The organism is Lysobacter sp. H23M47 (assembly GCF_015209765.1).
GTDB classification, from domain to species: domain Bacteria; phylum Pseudomonadota; class Gammaproteobacteria; order Xanthomonadales; family Xanthomonadaceae; genus Novilysobacter; species Novilysobacter avium.
This window is the reverse complement of sequence record NZ_CP063658.1, coordinates 732,766-753,875: the sequence shown is the minus strand read 5'-3', so window position 1 is coordinate 753,875 and position 21,110 is coordinate 732,766. Positions and strand designations below refer to the sequence as shown.

The window sequence follows — 21,110 nt, the reverse complement described above, 5'->3', positions numbered from 1 at the left end:
GCAGCGCACGGGTGCGCCAGCTTGCAGAGGGTGGGACGTAGCGAGTGATTGTTCTGGTCTGGAATGTCGTCGACGCGTCGTCGAGTCCAAGGCCACTTGAGGTTATATGGTCAAGCCACACGGATCATTAGTACAGGTTAGCTCAATACATTGCTGCACTTACACACCCTGCCTATCAACCACCTGGTCTTGATGGTTCCTTCAGGGGAGTCAAGCTCCCGGGAGATCTCATCTTGAGGCGCGCTTCCCGCTTAGATGCTTTCAGCGGTTATCGCTTCCGAACATAGCTACCCGGCAATGCCACTGGCGTGACAACCGGAACACCAGAGGTTCGTCCACTCCGGTCCTCTCGTACTAGGAGCAGCCCCTCTCAAATCTCCAACGCCCATGGCAGATAGGGACCGAACTGTCTCACGACGTTCTGAACCCAGCTCGCGTACCACTTTAAATGGCGAACAGCCATACCCTTGGGACCGACTACAGCCCCAGGATGTGATGAGCCGACATCGAGGTGCCAAACACCGCCGTCGATATGAACTCTTGGGCGGTATCAGCCTGTTATCCCCGGAGTACCTTTTATCCGTTGAGCGATGGCCCTTCCATACAGAACCACCGGATCACTAAGTCCTAGTTTCCTACCTGCTTGATCCGTCGATCTTGCAGTCAAGCACGCTTATGCCTTTGCACACAGTGCGCGATGTCCGACCGCGCTGAGCGTACCTTCGAGCTCCTCCGTTACACTTTAGGAGGAGACCGCCCCAGTCAAACTACCCACCATACACGGTCCCCGATCCGGATAACGGACCTAGGTTAGAACGTCAAGCACGTCAGGGTGGTATTTCAAGGTTGGCTCCACCAGAACTAGCGTCCTGGTTTCACAGCCTCCCACCTATCCTACACAGACGAACTCAACGTTCAGTGTAAAGCTATAGTAAAGGTTCACGGGGTCTTTCCGTCTTGCCACGGGAACGCTGCATCTTCACAGCGATTTCAATTTCACTGAGTCTCGGGTGGAGACAGCGCCGCCATCGTTACGCCATTCGTGCAGGTCGGAACTTACCCGACAAGGAATTTCGCTACCTTAGGACCGTTATAGTTACGGCCGCCGTTTACTGGGGCTTCGATCAAGAGCTTCGCCTTGCGGCTGACCCCATCAATTAACCTTCCAGCACCGGGCAGGCGTCACACCCTATACGTCCACTTTCGTGTTTGCAGAGTGCTGTGTTTTTGATAAACAGTCGCAGCGGCCTGGTTACTGCGACCCCCGACAGCTATAGCTCGCATGAGCCACCATCAGGGGTGCACCTTCTCCCGAAGTTACGGTGCCATGTTGCCTAGTTCCTTCACCCGAGTTCTCTCAAGCGCCTGAGAATTCTCATCCTGCCCACCTGTGTCGGTTTACGGTACGGTCTGCGTAAGCTGAAGCTTAGGAGCTTTTCCTGGAAGCGTGGTATCGGTAACTTCGTCCTAATGGACTGGTCTCGCTGCTCGGCGTTGATGACCCCCCGGATTTGCCTAAGGGATCCGCCTACCTGCTTTCCCCGGGACAACCAACGCCCGGTATACCTAACCTTCTCCGTCCCTCCATCGCACTTACGCGAGGTGCAGGAATATTAACCTGCTTCCCATCGACTACGCATTTCTGCCTCGCCTTAGGGGCCGACTCACCCTGCGTTGATTAACATTGCGCAAGGAAACCTTGGGCTTTCGGCGTGCGGGTTTTTCACCCGCATTATCGTTACTCATGTCAGCATTCGCACTTCCGATACCTCCAGCAGACTTCTCAATCCACCTTCAACGGCTTACGGAACGCTCCTCTACCGCGCATACAAAGTATGCACCCCAAGCTTCGGTTCAATGCTTAGCCCCGTTAAATCTTCCGCGCAGACCGACTCGACCAGTGAGCTATTACGCTTTCTTTAAAGGATGGCTGCTTCTAAGCCAACCTCCTGGCTGTCTGTGCCTTTCCACATCGTTTTCCACTCAGCACTGATTGGGGACCTTAGCTGTGGGTCTGGGTTGTTTCCCTTTTCACGACGGACGTTAGCACCCGCCGTGTGTCTCCCGGATAGTACGTGCTGGTATTCGGAGTTTGCCATGGGTTGGTAAGTCGCAATGACCCCCTAGCCATAACAGTGCTCTACCCCCAGCAGTATTCGTCCGAGGCGCTACCTAAATAGCTTTCGAGGAGAACCAGCTATCTCCGGGTTCGATTAGCTTTTCACTCCTAATCACACCTCATCCCCTACCTTTGCAACGGGAGTGGGTTCGGGCCTCCAGTACCTGTTACGGTACCTTCACCCTGGGCATGACTAGATCACCCGGTTTCGGGTCTACAGCCCGCGACTATGCGCCCTATTCAGACTCGGTTTCCCTTCGCCTCCCCTATACGGTTAAGCTTGCCACGAACTGTAAGTCGCTGACCCATTATACAAAAGGTACGCAGTCACTCCACGAAGGAGCTCCTACTGCTTGTACGCACACGGTTTCAGGGTCTATTTCACTCCCTTCACCAGGGTTCTTTTCGCCTTTCCCTCACGGTACTGGTTCACTATCGGTCGGTCAGTAGTATTTAGCCTTGGAGGATGGTCCCCCCATGTTCAGACAGGGTTTCTCGTGCCCCGCCCTACTCGTTTTCATTGAAAGAGCCTTTTCGCGTACCGGGCTGTCACCGTCTATGGCCAACCTTTCCAGGTTGTTCTGCTAAAACTCAATCAACTTAAGGGCTGTTCCCCGTTCGCTCGTCACTACTCAGGGAATCTCGGTTGATTTCTTTTCCTCCGGTTACTTAGATATTTCAGTTCACCGGGTTCGCCTTGCATGGCTATGTATTCACCATGCAATACTGCTTGCGCAGTGGGTTTCCCCATTCGGACATCACGGGATCAATGCTTATTGCCAGCTCCCCCGTGCTTTTCGCAGGCTGTCACGTCCTTCATCGCCTCTGACCGCCAAGGCATCCACCGTGTGCGCTTATTCGCTTGACCATATAACCCCAAGTCGCCTCAGAGTCATACGTTGCACGAACACAACGTCTCACTTCAAATATTAGGGGATCAAGTCCCCCGCCTTAGCCTCTACGACACGTCATGGACATTCCGTCTCAAAACGCTCGCTACGTCCCAATTTTCAAAGAACGCGAATCGGCCACAATGCCCATCCGCTTCAAATCTATGTGTGTGTGCGCAGTCTCATTCAGAATGTCCAGGAAGCGTTGGTTTGGTGGGTCTGGGAGGACTCGAACCACCGGCCTCACCCTTATCAGGGGTGCGCTCTAACCACCTGAGCTACAGACCCAAAAGTCGAGCGCTACAGGACATCAACGTGGTGGAGCTTGTCGGGATCGAACCGACGACCCCCTGCTTGCAAAGCAGGTGCTCTCCCAGCTGAGCTAAAGCCCCGTGCTAATCCACGTCGCGGCCAAGGCCGATACGCAAAAACGGACGCTCCCGCATTGATCTTGCGATCAACCGGAACTCTGAATGCAGGTCACTTGTGCGGACGCCTGACAGGCTTGGTGCTGCCTTTATATCTCTAAGGAGGTGATCCAGCCGCACCTTCCGATACGGCTACCTTGTTACGACTTCACCCCAGTCATGAATCACTCCGTGGTAACCGTCCTCCCGAGGGTTAGACTAGCTACTTCTGGAGCAACCCACTCCCATGGTGTGACGGGCGGTGTGTACAAGGCCCGGGAACGTATTCACCGCAGCAATTCTGATCTGCGATTACTAGCGATTCCGACTTCATGGAGTCGAGTTGCAGACTCCAATCCGGACTGAGATGGGGTTTCTGGGATTGGCTAGCTCTCGCGAGTTTGCAGCCCTCTGTCCCCACCATTGTAGTACGTGTGTAGCCCTGGCCGTAAGGGCCATGATGACTTGACGTCATCCCCACCTTCCTCCGGTTTGTCACCGGCGGTCTCCTTAGAGTTCCCACCATTACGTGCTGGCAACTAAGGACAAGGGTTGCGCTCGTTGCGGGACTTAACCCAACATCTCACGACACGAGCTGACGACAGCCATGCAGCACCTGTGTCACGGTTCCCGAAGGCACCAATCCATCTCTGGAAAGTTCCGTGCATGTCAAGGCCAGGTAAGGTTCTTCGCGTTGCATCGAATTAAACCACATACTCCACCGCTTGTGCGGGCCCCCGTCAATTCCTTTGAGTTTCAGTCTTGCGACCGTACTTCCCAGGCGGCGAACTTAACGCGTTAGCTTCGATACTGAAGACTCAATTGTCCCCAACATCCAGTTCGCATCGTTTAGGGCGTGGACTACCAGGGTATCTAATCCTGTTTGCTCCCCACGCTTTCGTGCCTCAGTGTCAGTGTTGGTCCAGGTAGTCGCCTTCGCCACGGATGTTCCTCCCGATATCTACGCATTTCACTGCTACACCGGGAATTCCACTACCCTCTCCCACACTCTAGACTGCCAGTATCCAATGCCATTCCCAGGTTGAGCCCAGGGCTTTCACATCAGACTTAACAGACCACCTACGCACGCTTTACGCCCAGTAATTCCGAGTAACGCTTGCACCCTTCGTATTACCGCGGCTGCTGGCACGAAGTTAGCCGGTGCTTATTCTTACGGTACCGTCAGAACAACCGGGTATTAACCGGTTGCTTTTCTTCCCGTACAAAAGTGCTTTACAACCCGAAGGCCTTCTTCACACACGCGGCATGGCTGGATCAGGCTTTCGCCCATTGTCCAATATTCCCCACTGCTGCCTCCCGTAGGAGTCTGGGCCGTGTCTCAGTCCCAGTGTGGCTGATCATCCTCTCAGACCAGCTACGGATCGTCGCCTTGGTGGGCCATTACCCCTCCAACTAGCTAATCCGACGTCGGCTCATCTTTCTGCGCGAAGCCCGAAGGTCCTCCGCTTTCACCCGTAGGTCGTATGCGGTATTAGCGTAAGTTTCCCTACGTTATCCCCCACAAAAAGGCAGATTCCGACGTATTCCTCACCCGTCCGCCACTCGCCACCCAGAGAGCAAGCTCTCCTGTGCTGCCGTTCGACTTGCATGTGTTAGGCCTGCCGCCAGCGTTCACTCTGAGCCAGGATCAAACTCTTCACTTAAGTATTGCGACTCGGCTCCACGCTTTTAAGGGCGTCTCGCTCTGCCTATGCTTTGAGTGCAGTGTCTATCCAGACCCAAATAACTCAACTACACGCATCTTGCGATGCCTGCATCTGTTTCATTTGGACTGTGTCGAACATCTGCTAATGGACAACCGTCCACCGGCCAGACGCCCGCACAAGTCACCTGCGCACACTGTCAAAGATCACCGGAACCGGCCTCAACGCCGCGTTCCGTGCCTTGATGCCGAAGCACTCAAGGGAGCCGCACATCATACAGCGGATCAAGGGGACGTCAACAACTTCGTCACATCCGTTTCCCGCTGAACCCACCGAGGCGCTATGCGCTGTGGCGAGCCGACCATCTTAGCGCCTTTTTCCAGTCCGTCAACAACCAAACCTGAACCGGGCGCTTCACCCTGCCGCGTCGTCCAGACCGGGGCGGGCCGCAAAGTATGCACCTGTGCGATGGGGTTGTGAAGGGGTTTGGAGGAAATAGTGCGTCGGGCGCCCGTTTCAGGCCTGTTGGCGCGGTGCAGCTCGTCGCCGCAGCGCTTGACGGAACGTCGGCAGGTGCCGGAAGGTCGCCTACGGGCTCTACAGGAATGGATCGGCGCATGGCACACGCGGGACGGATGGCACTGGGTGTACTGATGGGATGGCTGTTGTCTGGCTGCGCATCCGGCATGGACCGGTGGGTGGAGCTGGAAGGGACGCGCTACCAGGTGGAGGTGGCGGCGGATGCAGCCAGCCGCGCACAAGGATTGATGTACCGCGATTCGCTGGAAGACGGCCACGGGATGCTCTTCATTCACGACGAGCAGGGACCCCAGGCGTACTGGATGAAAAACACCCGCATCCCGCTGGACATCCTCTACTTCGACAATGAGCGACGCCTGGTATCCCAGCAACGTGACGTGCCGCCATGCTCGGCGGGAGACCGTTGCCCTCCGTACCCCAGTGACGCACCCGCTCGCTTCGTACTGGAGCTCAATGCCGGCCAGGCAGCGCAGATAGGGCTGCGCAATGGCGCGGTATTGCGGATTTCACCCGCGATTGGCGTGCCCGATGCCACCGCCGGGAGCCAGCGCTAGACCTCGATCATCTCGAAGTCATCCTTGGTCACGCCACAGTCCGGGCAGGTCCAGGTGTCGGGAACATCTTCCCAACGGGTGCCAGGAGCAATGCCCTCCTCTGGGAGGCCCTCGGCTTCTTCGTACATGAACCCGCAGACCACGCACATCCAGGTGCGGTATTCGGCGGAAGTCGTGTTCTGGGTCATGGTGGGATAATGCCGCGCGGAAAGACCTGATTGTCCCACTACCCCGCACGAGGTCAACGCGCCAGATGAATGAGACCCGCAGCCCGCGCGGCCTGTACGCGATCACCCCGGACGAGAGAGTCACCGCGCGCCTGCTGTCGCGGGTCGATGCGGTTCTTGCGGCGGGTGCGACATGGCTGCAGTACCGCAACAAGCTCGCCGACAAGGTGATGCGCCGGCACCAGGTGGCGGCGTTGCAACCCCTGTGTGCGCGGCACGGCGTCGCGCTGATCATCAACGACGACTGGCGACTCGCCGCATCGATGGGAGCCGATGGCGCCCATTTGGGAGAGGACGATGGCGAGCTCGCAGAGGCGCGGGCCGCGCTCGGCGCGGACGCGATCCTTGGCGCCTCCTGCTACGACCGGTTGGAGCTTGCCCAACGAGCGGTCGCTGCTGGCGCCAGTTACGTCGCCTTCGGGGCATTTTTCGAGTCCGCCACCAAGCCGCTGGCGCGACGCGCGACGCCGGACCTCCTGCGTAAGGCGGCGTCGCTCAACGTGCCGCGGGTGGCGATCGGCGGCATCACCGCCGAGAATGGCCGTCAGCTGGTTGATGCTGGCGCGGACCTGCTGGCCGTCATCAGCGGCGTGTTCGATGCGCCCGATCCGGCGGCTGCAGTGCGCGGCTACCTGGCGTGCTTCCAGTCCGCGACGGCACCTTGATCGATAGCCTCCGTCGCACGCGGCGCACCATCCAGCCGCGCACCATCAGACCCCACACCCCTTCCGAGTAAATCGATGAATCACGACCGTTCGCACGCCCTCTTCACCCGCGCCGCCGAGCTTCTTCCCGGCGGCGTCAACTCGCCGGTACGCGCATTCAAGTCGGTCGGCGGCGAACCGTTTTTCGCTGCACGCGCACTCGGGCCTCACCTGTTCGACGTCGACGGCAACCGCTACATCGACTATGTCGGCTCCTGGGGCCCGATGATCGCCGGCCACGCGCATCCGCAGGTGCTGGATGCGGTCGCGCGGACCATGCGTGACGGGCTCAGCTTCGGCGTGCCCAACGCGCTGGAAGTGGAGATGGCCGAGGCGATCAGCCGCATCGTGCCCTCGATGGAGATGCTGCGGATGGTGAACTCCGGCACCGAGGCGACGCTGTCGGCGATTCGGGTGGCGCGCGGCGCCACCGGGCGCACGCGGATCGTCAAGTTCGAGGGCTGCTACCACGGCCACGGCGACAGCTTCCTGGTCAAGGCCGGCAGCGGCGCACTGACGTTCGGCCTGCCCAACTCCCCCGGCGTGCCCAAGGCGCTGGCCGACCTCACCCTGACCCTGCCCTACAACGACTTCGACGCGGCGACCGCGCTGTTTGACGAAGTTGGCGAGGAAATCGCCGGGCTGATCATCGAGCCGATCGTCGGCAATGCGAACTGCATCCTGCCGCGCGATGGCTACCTGCAGCACCTGCGCGACCTGTGCACGCGCCACGGCGCGCTGCTGATCTTCGACGAGGTGATGACCGGTTTCCGGGTCGCGCTGGGCGGTGCCCAGGAACGCTACGGGATTACCCCCGACCTGAGCACCTTCGGCAAGATCATCGGCGGCGGCATGCCGGTCGGTGCCTACGGCGGTCGTCGCGACCTGATGAGCCAGGTGGCGCCCAGCGGACCGATCTACCAGGCGGGCACGCTGAGCGGCAATCCCGTCGCGATGGCGGCCGGGCTGGCCACGCTGGAGCTGATCCAGGCGCCGGGCTTCCATGCGGCGCTGGAGGCGAGCACCAACGCGCTCTGCGACGGGCTGGAGGCAATCGCACGCGAGGCGGGCGTCGCGTTCCACACGACGCGTGCGCCAGCGATGTTCGGCCTGTATTTCCGCGAGGGTCCGGTGGAGACCTTCGAGGATTCGGCGGCGTCGGACGCGAAGCGCTTTGGCAGGTTCTTCCACGCCATGCTGGATCGTGGCGTGTACCTGGCGCCGTCGGCGTTCGAGGCCGGCTTCATGTCCAGCGCCCACGGAGAGGCGGAAATCGCCCAGACCCTGGAGGCGGCGCGCGGCGCCTTCGCGGAGGTTGCCGCGGCTTGACGGTCTGATCCCGCGGCGGCGACGTGGGCGGCGCCGCGGGAGTTGCGAAAACGGTCTGTCCAGCCGCGGCAAGCCCCGGCGCCAGCGGCGCGTCACGCTAGAAATATCGCCTGCGGATTTACTTCGCCGTACCCAGCGTGGCGCCCGGTAATGACCTTCGCGTCGCATCCAGATGCGCTTGCAGCGCCTGCCGCAGGCGCTGCAAGCCCTCGGCCACGTCCTCATCGCGGATGTTCAGTGCCGGCACGAAGCGCAGCACATCCGGTCCCGCCTGCAGCAACAGCAGGCCGTGCTCCAGGCAGTGCCCGAGGATTGCGCTAGCCTCGCCGGCGCGGTCCGGACTCAGCTGGGCACCGATCATCAATCCGCGGCCGCGGATCTCGTCGAATACGCCCAGGTCACGGTTGATGTCCTCCAGGCCGGCTCGCAGCGCCTGCGCCTGACGCGCCACGTTCGCCAGCACGCCTGGGGATGCGATTTCGCGCAGCGCCACCAGCGCCACCGCAGCGGCCAAGGGGTTACCGCCGAAGGTGCTGCCGTGCTGGCCGAAGCCCATGCCTCCGGCAGCGGCCGGGCCGACCAGCATCGCGCCGATCGGAAAGCCGGCTCCCAGCGCCTTCGCCAGGGTCACCACGTCGGGGCGCACGCCGTAGCCGTCGCAGGCGAACAGCGTGCCGGTGCGACCCATTCCGCACTGGATCTCGTCAAGCATCAGCAGCGCGCCATGGCGATCGCACAGGGTCCGCAGGCCGTGGAGGAAGTCGTCGGTGGCTGGCGTCACCCCGCCCTCGCCCTGGACCGGCTCGACCAGCACCGCGCACACGTCGCCGGCAGCCATCGCGGCTTCGGCGGCATGCAGGTCGTTGAAATCGCTGTAGCGGAAGCCGCCCGGTAGCGGCTCGAAACCGGCCTGGTATTTGGGTTGCGCAGTGGCCGTCACCGTCGCCAGCGTGCGTCCGTGGAAACCGCCGCGGAAGGTCAGGATGACGCGCCTGTCGGGCGCGCGGCCTTGCCCGGCCGCCCATTGCCGCGCCAGCTTGATCGCCGCCTCGTTGGCCTCTGCGCCGGAGTTGCAGAAGAACACCTGCTCGGCGAAACCCGCCGCGTCCACCAGGGCCTGGGCCAGCTTCAGCGGCGGCTCGCTGACAAACACGTTGCTGGTGTGCCACAGCTTGGCAGCCTGCGCAGTCAGCGCGGCAATCAGCGCCGGATGCGCATGGCCCAGCGCATTGACCGCGATGCCGGCGCCGAAGTCGACGTATTCCCGACCGGCGCTGTCCCACACGCGTGAGCCCTGGCCGCGGTCGAGCACGATCGGATGCGGCCGGTAGACCGGCAGGTAGTAGCGCTCGCTGAGCTGGTGCAGTTGGGCGGGATCGGTCATGGCGCTCGGGTCTGCGGTGGGCGAGCAGGTATTCTCCCCGATACACGCGCCCTCCGGCTTTCCCAACCTGCCGGTCGAGGTGCCCTTGGAGGAACGCGATGCGCCTGTTGTTCACGCCTCAACTCAACCCCGCCACCGAAAGCGGTTGGCGGCGGCGCTGGTTCGAGATCATCTACCACCACGACACCCCGCCGGCGCGCAACTTCGACCTGCTGCTGATCCTGACCATCCTCGCCAGCGTGATCGTGATCATGCTCGACAGCGACCCCTGGCTGCACATCGACCACGCCCAGGCCCTGTACCGGATCGAGTGGGGCTTCACCCTGGTGTTCACCGCCGAATATCTATTGCGGCTGGTGGTGGTAAAGCGCCCGCTGCGGTATGCGCTGAGCATGTGGGGCGTGATCGACCTGCTCTCGATCCTGCCGACCTACCTGTCGTTCTTCCTGCCGGGCACGCAGGCCTTGCTGGTGGTGCGGATCCTGCGCGTGCTGCGCGTGTTCCGGATCCTCAAGCTGACCCGCTACGTCGAGGAAGGCAGTGTCCTGACGGGCGCGCTGTGGCGCAGCCGGCGCAAGATCTTCCTGTTCGTCAGCGTGCTGCTCACCATCGCGCTGATCTTCGGTGCGCTGATGTACGTCATCGAAGGCCCCGAGTACGGCTTCAGCACCATCCCAACCGGGATGTACTGGGCGATCGTGACCATGGCCACGGTGGGCTTCGGCGATCTCGCCCCGCAGACCGGCATCGGCCGCTTGATCACCTCCACCCTGATCCTGATCGGTTACAGCATCATCGCCGTGCCCACAGGGATCTATACCGCCGAACTGGCCACCAGCATGCGCCGGGCAAAAGGCAACGAGCGCGAGCGCCACGACAACCGTGGCTGTCCGGTGTGCGGGCTGGAAGGGCACGAGTCGGATGCCCGCTACTGCCGCCGTTGCGGCGGGGCGCTACCGGAGCTGATGGACTGAGCGGCGAGCCGCTACCACTGGCCGGTATTGGGCATTGAAGCCCACGGCTCCGCAGGCGGCAGGCGCTCGCCTTTCTGCAGCAACTCGATGGAGATCCGGTCCGGTGACAGCACGAACGCCATCCGTCCATCGCGCGGCGGACGGTTGATGGTCACGCCCAGCGACTGCAGGTGCGCGCAGGTCGCGTAGATGTCGTCGACTTCGAACGCGAGATGACCGAAGTTGCGGGCGTTGCCGTAATCCTCATCCGACCCCCAGTTGTGGGTCAGTTCGATCTCGGCCTGCGGATTCTCCGGTGCGCCGAAATACACTAGGGTGAATTGGCCCTCCTCGCTGTCCATCCGCCGGGTCTGCTTCAGGCCCAGGCCTTCGGTGAAAAACCGGCTGGTCGCGTCCAGGTCATGGACGCGCAGCATCGCGTGCAGGTACTTCATCGGACTCTCCTCATTGGCGCGAAAAGCGCGCGATGGATCGTTGTGGACCCGATTACAGGAACAGGTCGGACAGGAGCTCGCGCGATGGATCGACCGCGTACCCGGAAAAGTCCTCCACTCCGGCCTCGGCCAGCACGTCGTCGTCGATCAGGAACTGGCCATGGAACCCGGCGGCCTCGCGCACCAGGACGGCGTGGGCGGCATCGGCGACGATCTCCGGGGTGCGGCAGCCCGCCATGTCGATGCCGGGAATCATGTTCAGGGCGTCGGTAGCGATGATCGTGCGCGGCCAGAGCGCGTTGACGGCGACACCCTGCGGACCGAACTCCGCCGCCAGGCCGATGGTCACGAAGCTCATCCCCATCTTGGCGAGCGTGTAGCCGGTGTGCGGGCCCCACCACTTGGGGTCCAGGCTGGGCGGCGGCGCCAGGCTGAGGATGTGCGGGTTGGCCGCCTTCAGCAGGTGCGGCAGGCAGGCCTGCGCGCACAGGAAGCTGCCGCGCGCATTCACCTGCTGCATCAGGTCGAAACGCTTCATCGGCGTGTCGAGCGTGCCGCGCAGCCAGATTGCGCTGGCGTTGTTGACCAGGATATCGATCCCGCCGAACGCCTCCACGGTTGCCGCGACGGCAGCCAGGACCTGGTCCTCATCGCGGATATCGCACTTGAGCGCGAGCCCTTTGCCGCCGGCGGCGTCCACCTCAGCGGCGACCGAGTGGATCGTGCCGGCCAGCTTGGGGTTGGGCGTGGAGGACTTGGACGCGATGGCGACATTGGCGCCGTCACGCGCGGCGCGAAGCGCGATAGCGCGACCGATGCCGCGCGAGGCGCCGGTAATGAACAGGGTCTTGCCGGACAGGCTGGACATGGCAGCTCGACTGGTGAGGGAGGGCCGCCATTGTAGGCCGGCGTCCCTGGATCAGCGCCGTCGATCAGCCGCGTCGATCAGCGGATCTCCGTGTCAGGGCTGCGGCCCGCGGCCCTCGTTGTCTTCCCACTTCAGCAAGCGTCGGGTGACGAACCGATAGACCGGCTTGCCGGTGGCGAACCACGCGTCGCGCACCCACGAATGGCGCTTGAGCACGCGCCGCTCCACCGGCGTGATGTGCTGCGGGCAGTAGGTGCGCTTGTGCTTGAGCAGGTGGCGCAGGTCCTCGCGTGCAAGCAGGCGCATCCATCGCGAGCGCGGGTTGCCCCGGACCGCCAGCTGGAAATCGATGATGCCGGGGCGGCCGTCTTCCAGGACCAGCCAGTTGGCCTCCTTGGCCAGGTCGTTGTGGGCCAGCCCGCAGCGGTGCAACTGCCCCAGAAGCCGGCGCGCCTCGCGGAAGTAGGCCAGATCGCCGTGTGGCGGCGCCAGGTACATCGGCGCGCCTGCCATGTAGCTGCGGTCGAGCCGGCGGCCATCCCAGTTGAGCAGAAGCGGCACATCCTGGATGCCGATGACACGCTGCAAACCGCGCGCCTCGCGCCGCGCCAGCCACCACGCCGGCAATCGCAGCCACAGCGGCACATGGCCCAGATCGCGGCGCACGAACACGCCCTGCGGACCGCGCATCAAGGAGATGCGGCCGAAGCTGTCGGCCTTGAGCGCCTCGATCTCGACGGCTGCGTCGGCGGTATCCAACGGAGGTTTGCTGACGGACATGGAGCGCAAGTCTACGGACTTGCCTCCAGCGCGCGCCATGGCGGCCTCTTTGCATGCGCCCGTCGCGCTGGCCGCTGCCATAATGCGGCGATGAATTCCGCGTGGCTCGAAACCATTACCGAGTGGATCGGTACCCATCCCATCGCAGCCGGCGCGCTCATCTTCCTGATCGCCTTCTGCGATGCGCTGGTGATCGTCGGCATCGTGGTACCGGCCCTGCCGCTGCTGTTCGCCGCGGGCGCGCTGATCGGCCTGGGCCACGTCAATGGGCCGTATGCGCTGGTATGTGCGGCCGCGGGAGCATTTGCCGGCGATGGCTTGAGTTACTGGTTCGGCCGCCACCTTGGGCCGCAGCGGCTGCGCGCGCACTGGCCGTTCCTGCGCTACCCGCAATGGCTGGATCGCGGCGAGACGATGTTCCGCCGCCACGGCGTCAAGAGCATCCTGATCGCGCGCTTCGTCGGCGCGGTGCGTCCGTTCGTGCCGGCCATCGCCGGCATGCTGCACATGCCGGTCAAGCGCTACGCGATCCCCAGCGCGTTCGCCGCGCTGGTGTGGGCCGGGCTGTTCCTCGCCCCGGGTTGGGTGCTCGGCGCTTCCTACGACGCGGTCGCAGCAGTGGCCGACCGCCTCGCGCTCGCCCTGGGCGGACTGGCGGTCGCGGTGGCGCTGGTCTGGGCGATGGTGCTCTACAGCTGGCGCTGGTTCGCCCAGAATGCCGACGTGTCGCTCGCGCGTTTGCTGGCGTGGACCCGCCGCCATCCCAAGCTGGGCCGCTACGCGCGCGCCCTGGTCGACCCCAACCGCCCGGAGTCCGCCTCGCTGGCGATGCTTGCGGTCTCCCTGCTGGCGATCAGCTGGGGCTGCTTTGCGCTGTTGGCGACCCTGCTCGCCAGCGGCGGCCCATTGGCGATCGACCACCACATCAACGCGGTGATGTACGGGTTGCGCAATCCGCTCGCCGATGGGCTGATGGCCGGTCTGGCGAGCCTGGGCGACATGCAGGTGCTGGGCTCCGCCGCGGCGGTGGCGCTGGCCTACCTGTTGTGGCGGCGGCGCTGGATGGCTGCCGCGCACTGGCTGGCCGCGCTGGTGTTCGGTTTGGCATTGACCGCGCTGCTGGAGGCGGTCATCGACATGCCGCGCCCGCCGACCGCGCCCGCAGGTTTCGGATTTCCGTCGGTCACGGTGACGATGACGACCATCGTGTTCGGCTTCTTCGCCGTGCTCATCGCGCGCGAACTGCCGGGGCGAAAGCGCGTCTGGCCCTACCTGCTGGCGGGTGTAATCACCGCGGTGGTGGCCTTCGCGCGGCTGTATCTGGGCGCGCACTGGTTCAGCGACCTGGTCGGCAGCGCGCTGTTCGGCCTGGTCTGGCTGCTGATCTTGGGGATCGCCTATCGCAGCCATGTCGCCCGCTCGTTCTGGATGCGCCCGCTGGCGGCGGTGTTCTACATCACGTTCATCGCCGCGGGGCTGTGGCACGCACCCGGCGCAGCCGACCGGCTGCTGCCCCTGTTCGAGCCCGCCGCGCCTACCACCTACGTGGAACGCGACAGCTGGTGGCGCGACGGCTGGACGAACCTTCCGGCGCAACGCAACGAAAACGATCCCCGCCGCCGCTGGCCGCTGGACGTCCAGGTCGCCGGCTCACTGGCGCCGCTGCAGGCCGCCCTGGAGGCCGCCGGCTGGCAGGTCCAGCCGCAGGCGGACTGGGCCGCAACGCTCAACCTGCTGGACGACGACACGCCGATTGGCAAGCAGGTGGTCCTGCCGGCCACCTTGGATGCACACGCCGAAAGCCTGCTGATGCTCCATCCCGGGCGCATTCCGCACGAGCGTTACGCGCTGCGGCTGTGGTCGGCGCCGGTGCTGCTGGAGGACGGCGCGCCGCTGTGGCTGGGCACGACCCAGACCCTGCACCTGGCCAAGCCGCTCGGCGCGGCGGTGTTGTGGCTGCCGCGTCCACACGACGGCGAGGCCCACGCGCTGGTGACTGCCGCTTTGGAGGGCTTTGAGATGCAGCAGGGCCTGCACCCAAACACCGGCGTCAACGTGCTGCGCGTACGCACCGGGCCCTGACCGGCGCTGGACGCGGGCTCAGCTTTCGTCGGGCAACAGCACCAGCAGACGGTCCAGGCGCTCATCGGGATCGTCGATCTGCAACAGCTGCTGGCGTTGCTCATCCTCCAGCGGCAACAGCTCGGCCAGCCGCCAGCCGATCCATGACGCGTCATCGAACAGGACCTGATCGGCCTTGGCGTACTCGCCGCCGAAGCGCTCCAGGATGCCGCGCAACAAGGTCGACAGCAGCCCATGCTCAGGCGACAGCAGGGATACGGGCTCCGGCTCGCACCAGTCGATCCGGGCGACCTGCAGACCGTTGTCACGGATGCGCACATCGCGCACCCGGAACCGGCGTGTCCCGCGCACCTGCAGCGTGAGCAGGCCGTCTTCACCCAGGTCGAAATCCTCGATGCGCGCCTCGGTGCCGTAGGCCGCCGCGGCGCCCCGGGTCTTGCCGTCGCCCTCGTCCTCCAGGATCAGGCAGACGCCAAAACCCGATTCGTTGCGGCCGCACTCGCGGATCATGTCCAGGTAACGCGGCTCGAACACCCTCAGTCCCAGCGGCGCGCCCGGCAGGAGCACCGTGGGCAGCGGGAACAGGGGGAGCGTCTCGGGAGCGGTATCGATGGGCATTGCCCCAGCCTAGCGCAGTGGCGGCCGGTCCTGAAGCGCGGCCAGGAAGCGGCGCGGCGCATTGTCAAAACCGCCATTGGACATGAACAACACGTGGTCACCGGGCCGGACCCGTGTGACCAGTTCGGCCACCAGGCTCTCGACATCCGGCGCCGTGCTGCCTTCACCACGCAGCCCGGCGACCACCGCACCCGCGTCCCAGGCCAGCTCGGGGCGATGCAGGAACACGACCGCGTCCGCCTGTTCCAGCGACGGCGCCAGCGCGTCGGCATGGGCGCCCAGGCGCATCGAATTGCTGCGCGGCTCCAGCGCCGCGACGATGCGCGCGTCACCGACCCGCGCGCGCAGTCCGGCCAAGGTGGTCGCGATCGCGGTGGGGTGGTGGGCAAAATCGTCGTGGACGGTGATGCCGGCGCACTCGCCCACCCGCTCCATCCGCCGTTTGACGCTGCTGAACCCGGCCAGCGCCGTGAGCACGTCCGGCAGTTCGACGCCGACCTGGTGCGCGGTCGCCAGTGCGGCCAGCGCGTTCATGACGTTGTGCCGGCCCAGCAGGGGCCAATTGACCTCGCCCACTTCTGCGCCGTCGTGGACGACGACGAAGCGGCTGCCATCTTCGGCCAGCAGGCGGGCCGTCCAGTTGAATGCAAACGCCGGCGACACCGGAGCGACCGCTGCCGCGGCATCCAGCCCGAAAGTCTGCACCGGCGTCCAGCAGCCCATTCCCAACACTTCGGCCAGGTGCGCGTCCTCGCCGTTGACGACCAGGCAGCCACGACGCGGCACGGTCCGCACCAGATGGTGGAACTGGCGCTGGATCGCGGCCACGTCGGGAAAAATGTCGGCGTGGTCGAACTCCAGGTTGTTGAGGATCGCGACCAGCGGGCGGTAGTGGACGAACTTGCTGCGCTTGTCGAAGAACGCGGTGTCGTACTCGTCCGCCTCGACCACGAACTCGCGGCCGGTGCCGACGCGCGCGGAAACCCCGAAGTCCTCGGCCACGCCGCCGATCAGGAAGCCCGGACCGCGGCCGGCGGCCTCCAGCAGCCACATCAGTATCGAGGTGGTCGTGGTCTTGCCATGCGTGCCGGCGACGGCGAGCACGTCCCGCCCCGGAAGCACGTTCTCGGCCAGCCACTGCGCCCCGGAGGTGTACGCGCGTCCGTCATCGAGCACCTGCTCGACAGCCGGGTTGCCGCGCGAGAGCGCGTTGCCGACGACGACTTGGTCGCAGTCGGCGGAGATGTTGCCCGGCTCGTACCCCTGGCGCAGCTCGATGCCCAGCGTTTTCAGCAGCGTGGACATCGGCGGGTACACCGCCTGGTCGCTGCCTTCGACCTGATGGCCCAGCTCGCGGGCGAGCGTTGCCACGCCGCCCATGAACGTACCGGCGACGCCAAGGATATGCAATTTCATCGCGCGATCAGCCGACCTCGGGAACCGGCTTCAACGCCGAGATGATCCGCGCGAACACGTCGTCCAGCGAACCGACGCCATCGACGACGCTGAGCTTGCCGCGCTGGCGGAAGAAGTCGACCACCGGCTCGGTCTGGTCCGAGTACACCTTCAGGCGCGTGCGCACCGACTCGGGCGTGTCGTCGGCGCGGCCTTCGGCCTTGGCGCGGCCGGCGATGCGCTCCACCAGCAGTTCGGAAGGCACGTCAAGCTGCACGGCCGCATCCATCGGCTGGCCGATGCGCTCCAGCAGCGCGGTCAACGCATCGGCCTGGGCCAGGTTGCGCGGATAGCCGTCCAGGATGAAACCGCCCCTGGTGTCCTCCTGGGAGAACCGGTTTTCCAGCATGCCGAGCAGGATCTCGTCGGAGACCAGCTCGCCGCGGGCCATCACTTCCCTGGCCTCGATGCCCAGCTTGCTTTCGGCGGCCACCTCGGCGCGCAGCAGGTCGCCGGTGGAAATGTGCGGAACCTGCAGGTGTTCCTTCAGGCGCACGGCCTGGGTGCCCTTGCCGGAGCCGGGGGGGCCGAGAAGTACCAATCGCATCGCTGTCTCCTGTGTCTGAATTTGGTGCTGGCCAGGGCTGTGTACCTGGGCCACACGGGGCCGGCGCTACACTCGCAGCAGCCTCTCAACCAGCCCGGCAAACGGCAATCAGCTTAACGCATCCTTGACCGCCGCCGGCATTCATATTCCTGGAATCCCCATGCCTTCTGGAACACTGCTCTACGCCCAGTCCGGCGGCGTCACGGCCGTCATCAATGCCACTGCCTCGGCGGTCATCCAGACCGCACGCAAACGCAAGGTCAAGGTTCTGGCTGCGCGCGACGGCATCCTTGGCGTGCTGCGCGAGGAGCTCATCGATACCTCGAAAGAGTCGATCGCCGACATCCGCGCCCTCGCCCACACCCCGGGCGGTGCGTTTGGTTCCTGCCGGCTCAAGCTCAAGTCGCTGGAGGAGGACCGGGCGAAGTACGAGCGCCTGATCGACGTCTTCCGCGCCCACGACGTGCGCTGGTTCCTCTACAACGGCGGCAACGATTCGGCCGATACCGCCTTGAAGGTCTCCCGCCTGGCCGCCGAGTACGACTATCCGCTGCACTGCATCGGCGTGCCCAAGACGATCGACAACGACCTGGCGCTGACCGACTGCAGCCCCGGCTTCGGATCGGCCGCGAAATACACCGCGGTGTCGGTGCGCGAGGCCGCGCTGGACGTCGCGGCGATGGCCGAAACCTCCACCAAGGTTTTCATCTACGAGGCGATGGGGCGCCACGCTGGCTGGCTGGCCGCATCAGCCGGACTGGCCGGCGAAGGTCCCGACGACGCGCCCCACCTCATCCTGTTGCCGGAACGGAGCTTTGACGAGGCGGATTTTCTGGCCAAAGTGAAGGTCACCGTCGAACGCGTCGGCTATTGCGTGGTGGTCGCCAGCGAAGGCATCCGCGACGCCGATGGCAGGTTCATCGCCGATGCAGGCGGGCGCACCGATTCGTTCGGGCACAAGCAACTGGGCGGCGTCGCCTCGCACCTGGCAGGCCGCGTGCAGGACACGCTGGGTTACAAAGTCCATTGGGCGCTGCCGGACTACCTGCAGCGCTCGGCGCGGCACCTGGCGTCCAGGACCGATCTGGAGCATGCGCAGGCGGTTGGCACCGCCGCGGTGGAGTACGCGCTGGACGGAATGAACGCGATGATGCCGGTGATCGTCCGCACCGCCGACGCGCCCTACCGCTGGAAAGTGGAAGCCGCGCCTTTGTCGAAGATCGCCAACAAGGAAAAAACCTTGCCGGCCGGCTTCATCCGCCGCGACGGCTATGGGATTACCGCCAAGGCGCGGGCCTACCTCGGCCCGCTGATCCACGGCGAAGCGCCGCCGCCTTACGGCGCGGACGGACTACCCAGGTACGTCACGCTGAAAAACGTGGCCGTGCCCGCATTGCTTGCGCCCTGGCACGAATAAGGGGTTTCACGCTGTGCCATAGTCGCGGGGCAATCGGAAATTCCACGTAGTCCACTTCTATCTGGGGAGGAGTTCATGCTGGAGCATTACGGTCTGTACCTGGCGCTTGGCTGCGCCGTCATCGCGATCCTGTACGGGATCATCTCGGCGCGTTGGATCAACGCGCAACCCGCCGGCAACGAACGCATGCAGGAGATCGCGGGGGCGATCCAGGAAGGCGCACGCGCGTATCTCAACCGGCAATACCTGACCATCTCCGTTGCCGGGGTGGTCCTGTTCGTTTTGATCGCCCTGATGCTGGGCTGGTGGACGGCGGGCGGTTTCGCATTGGGCGCGATCCTGTCGGGCGCGGCCGGCTATATCGGAATGAACGTGTCGGTGCGTGCCAACGTGCGCACCGCCGAGGCTGCCAGGCGCGGCATCGGTCCGGCGATGGACGTGGCGTTCCGCGGCGGCGCCATCACCGGCATGCTGGTGGTGGGTCTGGGCCTGCTCGGCGTGGCCGGATACTGGCTGCTGCTGGACAGCAGGGGCATCGTCGGCGAACCGGCCCTGCATGCGCTGATCGGGCTGGCGTTCGGCTCCTCGCTGATCTCGATCTTCGCCCGGCTGGGCGGCGGCATCTTCACCAAGGGTGCGGACGTCGGCGCGGACCTGGTCGGCAAGGTCGAGGCCGGGATTCCCGAGGATGACCCGCGCAACCCCGCGGTGATTGCCGACAACGTCGGCGACAACGTCGGTGACTGCGCGGGCATGGCGGCCGACCTGTTCGAGACCTACGCGGTGACGGTGATCGCCACGATGCTGCTGGGCTACCTGATGGTGGACCAGGTCGGCCCCAATGGCGTGCTGTATCCGCTGGTATTGGGCGGCGTGTCGATCATCGCCTCGATCATCGGCACGCTGTTCGTCAAGGTGAAGGCTGGCGGCTCGATCATGGGCGCGTTGTACAAGGGGGTGATCGTGTCGGCCGTGCTTTCGGCGATCGCGTTCTACCCGGTGACCACGATCCTGATGGCCGACTTCAGCGGCGGCACGATCAACCTGTACCTGTGCGCGCTGGTGGGGCTGGCGCTCACCGGCGCGATCGTCTGGATCACCGAGTACTACACCGGCACCCAGTACAAGCCGGTGCGCCACATCGCGCAGGCATCGACCACCGGCCACGGGACCAACATCATCGCCGGGCTGGGGATCTCGATGAAGTCCACCGCCTGGCCGGTGCTGTCGGTGTGCGCCGCGATCTGGGCCTGCCAGATGCTCGGTGGCCTGTACGGCATCGCGACGGCGGCAACGGCGATGCTCTCGATGGCGGGCATGATCGTCGCCCTGGATGCCTATGGCCCGATCACCGACAACGCCGGCGGGATCGCCGAGATGGCCGACCTGCCGCCGGAGGTCCGCGACATCACCGACCCGCTGGACGCGGTCGGCAACACCACCAAGGCGGTGACCAAGGGGTATGCGATCGGTTCGGCCGCGCTGGCGGCACTGGTGCTGTTCGCCGACTACACGCACAACCTGCAGACCCACAATCCGGGCGAGATCTTCACCTTCGACCTGTCCGACTACCGGGTGATCATCGGCCTGCTGATCGGCGGCCTGATTCCGTACCTGTTCGGTGCGATGGCGATGGAGGCGGTCGGCCGCGCGGCCGGTGCGGTGGTGGAGGAAGTCCGCCGCCAGTTCCGCGAGATCCCCGGGATCATGGCCGGCACCGCCCGGCCGGACTACTCGCGCGCGGTCGACATGCTGACCAGGTCGGCGATCAAGGAGATGATCCTGCCGTCACTGCTTCCTGTCGCGGTGCCAATCGTGGTGGGACTCGTACTGGGTCCTGTGGCACTAGGGGGCGTTCTCATCGGAACCATCGTCACCGGGCTGTTCGTGGCGATCTCGATGACCACCGGCGGCGGCGCCTGGGACAACGCCAAGAAGTACATCGAGGACGGCAACTTCGGCGGCAAGGGCAGCGAGGCCCACATGGCCGCGGTGACCGGCGATACGGTCGGCGATCCGTCCAAGGACACCGCCGGCCCGGCGATCAACCCGCTGATCAAGATCATCAACATCGTGGCCCTTCTGATGGTGCCGCTGCTTTGATGGGCGGTCGCGCG

The 21,110-nt window shown here is 64.4% G+C and carries 15 protein-coding genes, 2 tRNA genes and 2 rRNA genes; 7 read left to right on the top strand and 12 right to left on the bottom strand.

Features of this window, described 5'->3' with window-relative positions:
* Positions 1–106: 106 nt before the first annotated feature.
* From INQ43_RS03345 to INQ43_RS03330, 4 genes are all read right to left on the bottom strand, one after another.
* Positions 107–2,987 (bottom strand): 23S ribosomal RNA (locus tag INQ43_RS03345).
* Between the two features lie 233 nt (positions 2,988–3,220).
* Positions 3,221–3,297, bottom strand: a tRNA-Ile gene (locus INQ43_RS03340).
* 28 nt (positions 3,298–3,325) lie between these two features.
* Positions 3,326–3,401, bottom strand: a tRNA-Ala gene (locus tag INQ43_RS03335).
* A 134-nt stretch (positions 3,402–3,535) separates the two neighbouring features.
* A 16S ribosomal RNA gene (locus INQ43_RS03330) occupies positions 3,536–5,080 on the bottom strand.
* The 16S and 23S rRNA genes sit together here with 2 tRNA genes alongside, the layout of an rRNA operon.
* A gap of 635 nt (positions 5,081–5,715) precedes the next feature.
* Here INQ43_RS03330 and INQ43_RS03325 point away from each other — a divergent pair.
* Positions 5,716–6,174: a DUF192 domain-containing protein gene (locus tag INQ43_RS03325; RefSeq protein WP_194035722.1), complete on the top strand. Its 459-nt coding sequence runs from the start codon at positions 5,716–5,718 to the stop codon at positions 6,172–6,174.
* Here the strand turns inward: INQ43_RS03325 and INQ43_RS03320 are convergent.
* On the bottom strand, positions 6,171–6,362 hold the full coding sequence (locus tag INQ43_RS03320) for a rubredoxin (protein ID WP_194037100.1): 192 nt from the start codon (positions 6,360–6,362) through the stop codon (positions 6,171–6,173). The two genes, INQ43_RS03325 and INQ43_RS03320, sit on opposite strands and share 4 nt — an antisense overlap.
* A 65-nt stretch (positions 6,363–6,427) precedes the next feature.
* On the opposite strand from INQ43_RS03320, the gene thiE reads away from it, so the two are divergent.
* Positions 6,428–7,066: a thiamine phosphate synthase gene (gene thiE / locus INQ43_RS03315; protein WP_194037099.1), complete on the top strand. Its 639-nt coding sequence runs from the start codon at positions 6,428–6,430 to the stop codon at positions 7,064–7,066.
* A 75-nt stretch (positions 7,067–7,141) separates the two neighbouring features.
* Positions 7,142–8,434 (top strand): glutamate-1-semialdehyde 2,1-aminomutase, encoded by a 1,293-nt coding sequence (gene hemL / locus INQ43_RS03310; protein ID WP_194037098.1) that lies wholly within the window; start codon positions 7,142–7,144, stop codon positions 8,432–8,434.
* A 118-nt stretch (positions 8,435–8,552) separates the two neighbouring features.
* Here hemL and INQ43_RS03305 read toward each other — a convergent pair whose 3' ends face one another.
* Positions 8,553–9,818: an acetylornithine/succinylornithine family transaminase gene (locus tag INQ43_RS03305; protein WP_194037097.1), complete on the bottom strand. Its 1,266-nt coding sequence runs from the start codon at positions 9,816–9,818 to the stop codon at positions 8,553–8,555.
* 98 nt (positions 9,819–9,916) lie between these two features.
* On the opposite strand from INQ43_RS03305, the gene INQ43_RS03300 reads away from it, so the two are divergent.
* The gene (locus INQ43_RS03300; protein WP_194035085.1) at positions 9,917–10,792 is read left to right on the top strand and encodes an ion transporter; all 876 of its coding nucleotides are present in this window, start codon (positions 9,917–9,919) and stop codon (positions 10,790–10,792) included.
* An 11-nt stretch (positions 10,793–10,803) separates the two neighbouring features.
* Here the strand turns inward: INQ43_RS03300 and INQ43_RS03295 are convergent, their stop codons facing one another.
* From INQ43_RS03295 to INQ43_RS03285, 3 genes are all read right to left on the bottom strand, one after another.
* Positions 10,804–11,226, bottom strand: coding sequence for a VOC family protein (locus INQ43_RS03295; protein WP_194035084.1), 423 nt, complete (start codon positions 11,224–11,226; stop codon positions 10,804–10,806).
* Between the two features lie 52 nt (positions 11,227–11,278).
* A complete protein-coding gene (locus INQ43_RS03290) occupies positions 11,279–12,094 on the bottom strand; it encodes an NAD(P)-dependent oxidoreductase (protein WP_194037096.1) in 816 nt (271 codons plus the stop codon).
* Positions 12,095–12,187: 93 nt separating this feature from the next.
* Complete coding sequence (locus INQ43_RS03285) at positions 12,188–12,874, bottom strand: serine/threonine protein kinase (RefSeq protein WP_194037095.1); 687 nt, start codon at positions 12,872–12,874, stop codon at positions 12,188–12,190.
* A gap of 90 nt (positions 12,875–12,964) precedes the next feature.
* Here INQ43_RS03285 and INQ43_RS03280 point away from each other — a divergent pair, with 90 nt between their 5' ends.
* Entirely contained in the window at positions 12,965–14,956 is a 1,992-nt protein-coding gene (locus INQ43_RS03280) for a bifunctional DedA family/phosphatase PAP2 family protein (RefSeq protein WP_194037094.1), read from the top strand.
* A gap of 18 nt (positions 14,957–14,974) precedes the next feature.
* On the opposite strand, the gene INQ43_RS03275 is transcribed toward INQ43_RS03280, so the two are convergent.
* From INQ43_RS03275 to INQ43_RS03265, 3 genes are read right to left on the bottom strand one after another with little or no spacing between them, the layout of a single operon-like run.
* Complete coding sequence (locus INQ43_RS03275; protein WP_194037093.1) at positions 14,975–15,574, bottom strand: LON peptidase substrate-binding domain-containing protein; 600 nt, start codon at positions 15,572–15,574, stop codon at positions 14,975–14,977.
* Between the two features lie 9 nt (positions 15,575–15,583).
* Complete coding sequence (mpl, locus tag INQ43_RS03270) at positions 15,584–16,990, bottom strand: UDP-N-acetylmuramate:L-alanyl-gamma-D-glutamyl-meso-diaminopimelate ligase (protein WP_194037092.1); 1,407 nt, start codon at positions 16,988–16,990, stop codon at positions 15,584–15,586.
* Between the two features lie 7 nt (positions 16,991–16,997).
* A complete protein-coding gene (locus INQ43_RS03265; protein ID WP_194037091.1) occupies positions 16,998–17,576 on the bottom strand; it encodes an adenylate kinase in 579 nt (192 codons plus the stop codon).
* A 160-nt stretch (positions 17,577–17,736) separates the two neighbouring features.
* Here INQ43_RS03265 and INQ43_RS03260 point away from each other — a divergent pair, with 160 nt between their 5' ends.
* Entirely contained in the window at positions 17,737–18,993 is a 1,257-nt protein-coding gene (locus tag INQ43_RS03260; RefSeq protein WP_194037090.1) for a 6-phosphofructokinase, read from the top strand.
* Between the two features lie 75 nt (positions 18,994–19,068).
* Positions 19,069–21,096: a sodium-translocating pyrophosphatase gene (locus INQ43_RS03255; protein ID WP_194037089.1), complete on the top strand. Its 2,028-nt coding sequence runs from the start codon at positions 19,069–19,071 to the stop codon at positions 21,094–21,096.
* The last annotated feature ends 14 nt before the right edge of the window (positions 21,097–21,110 follow it).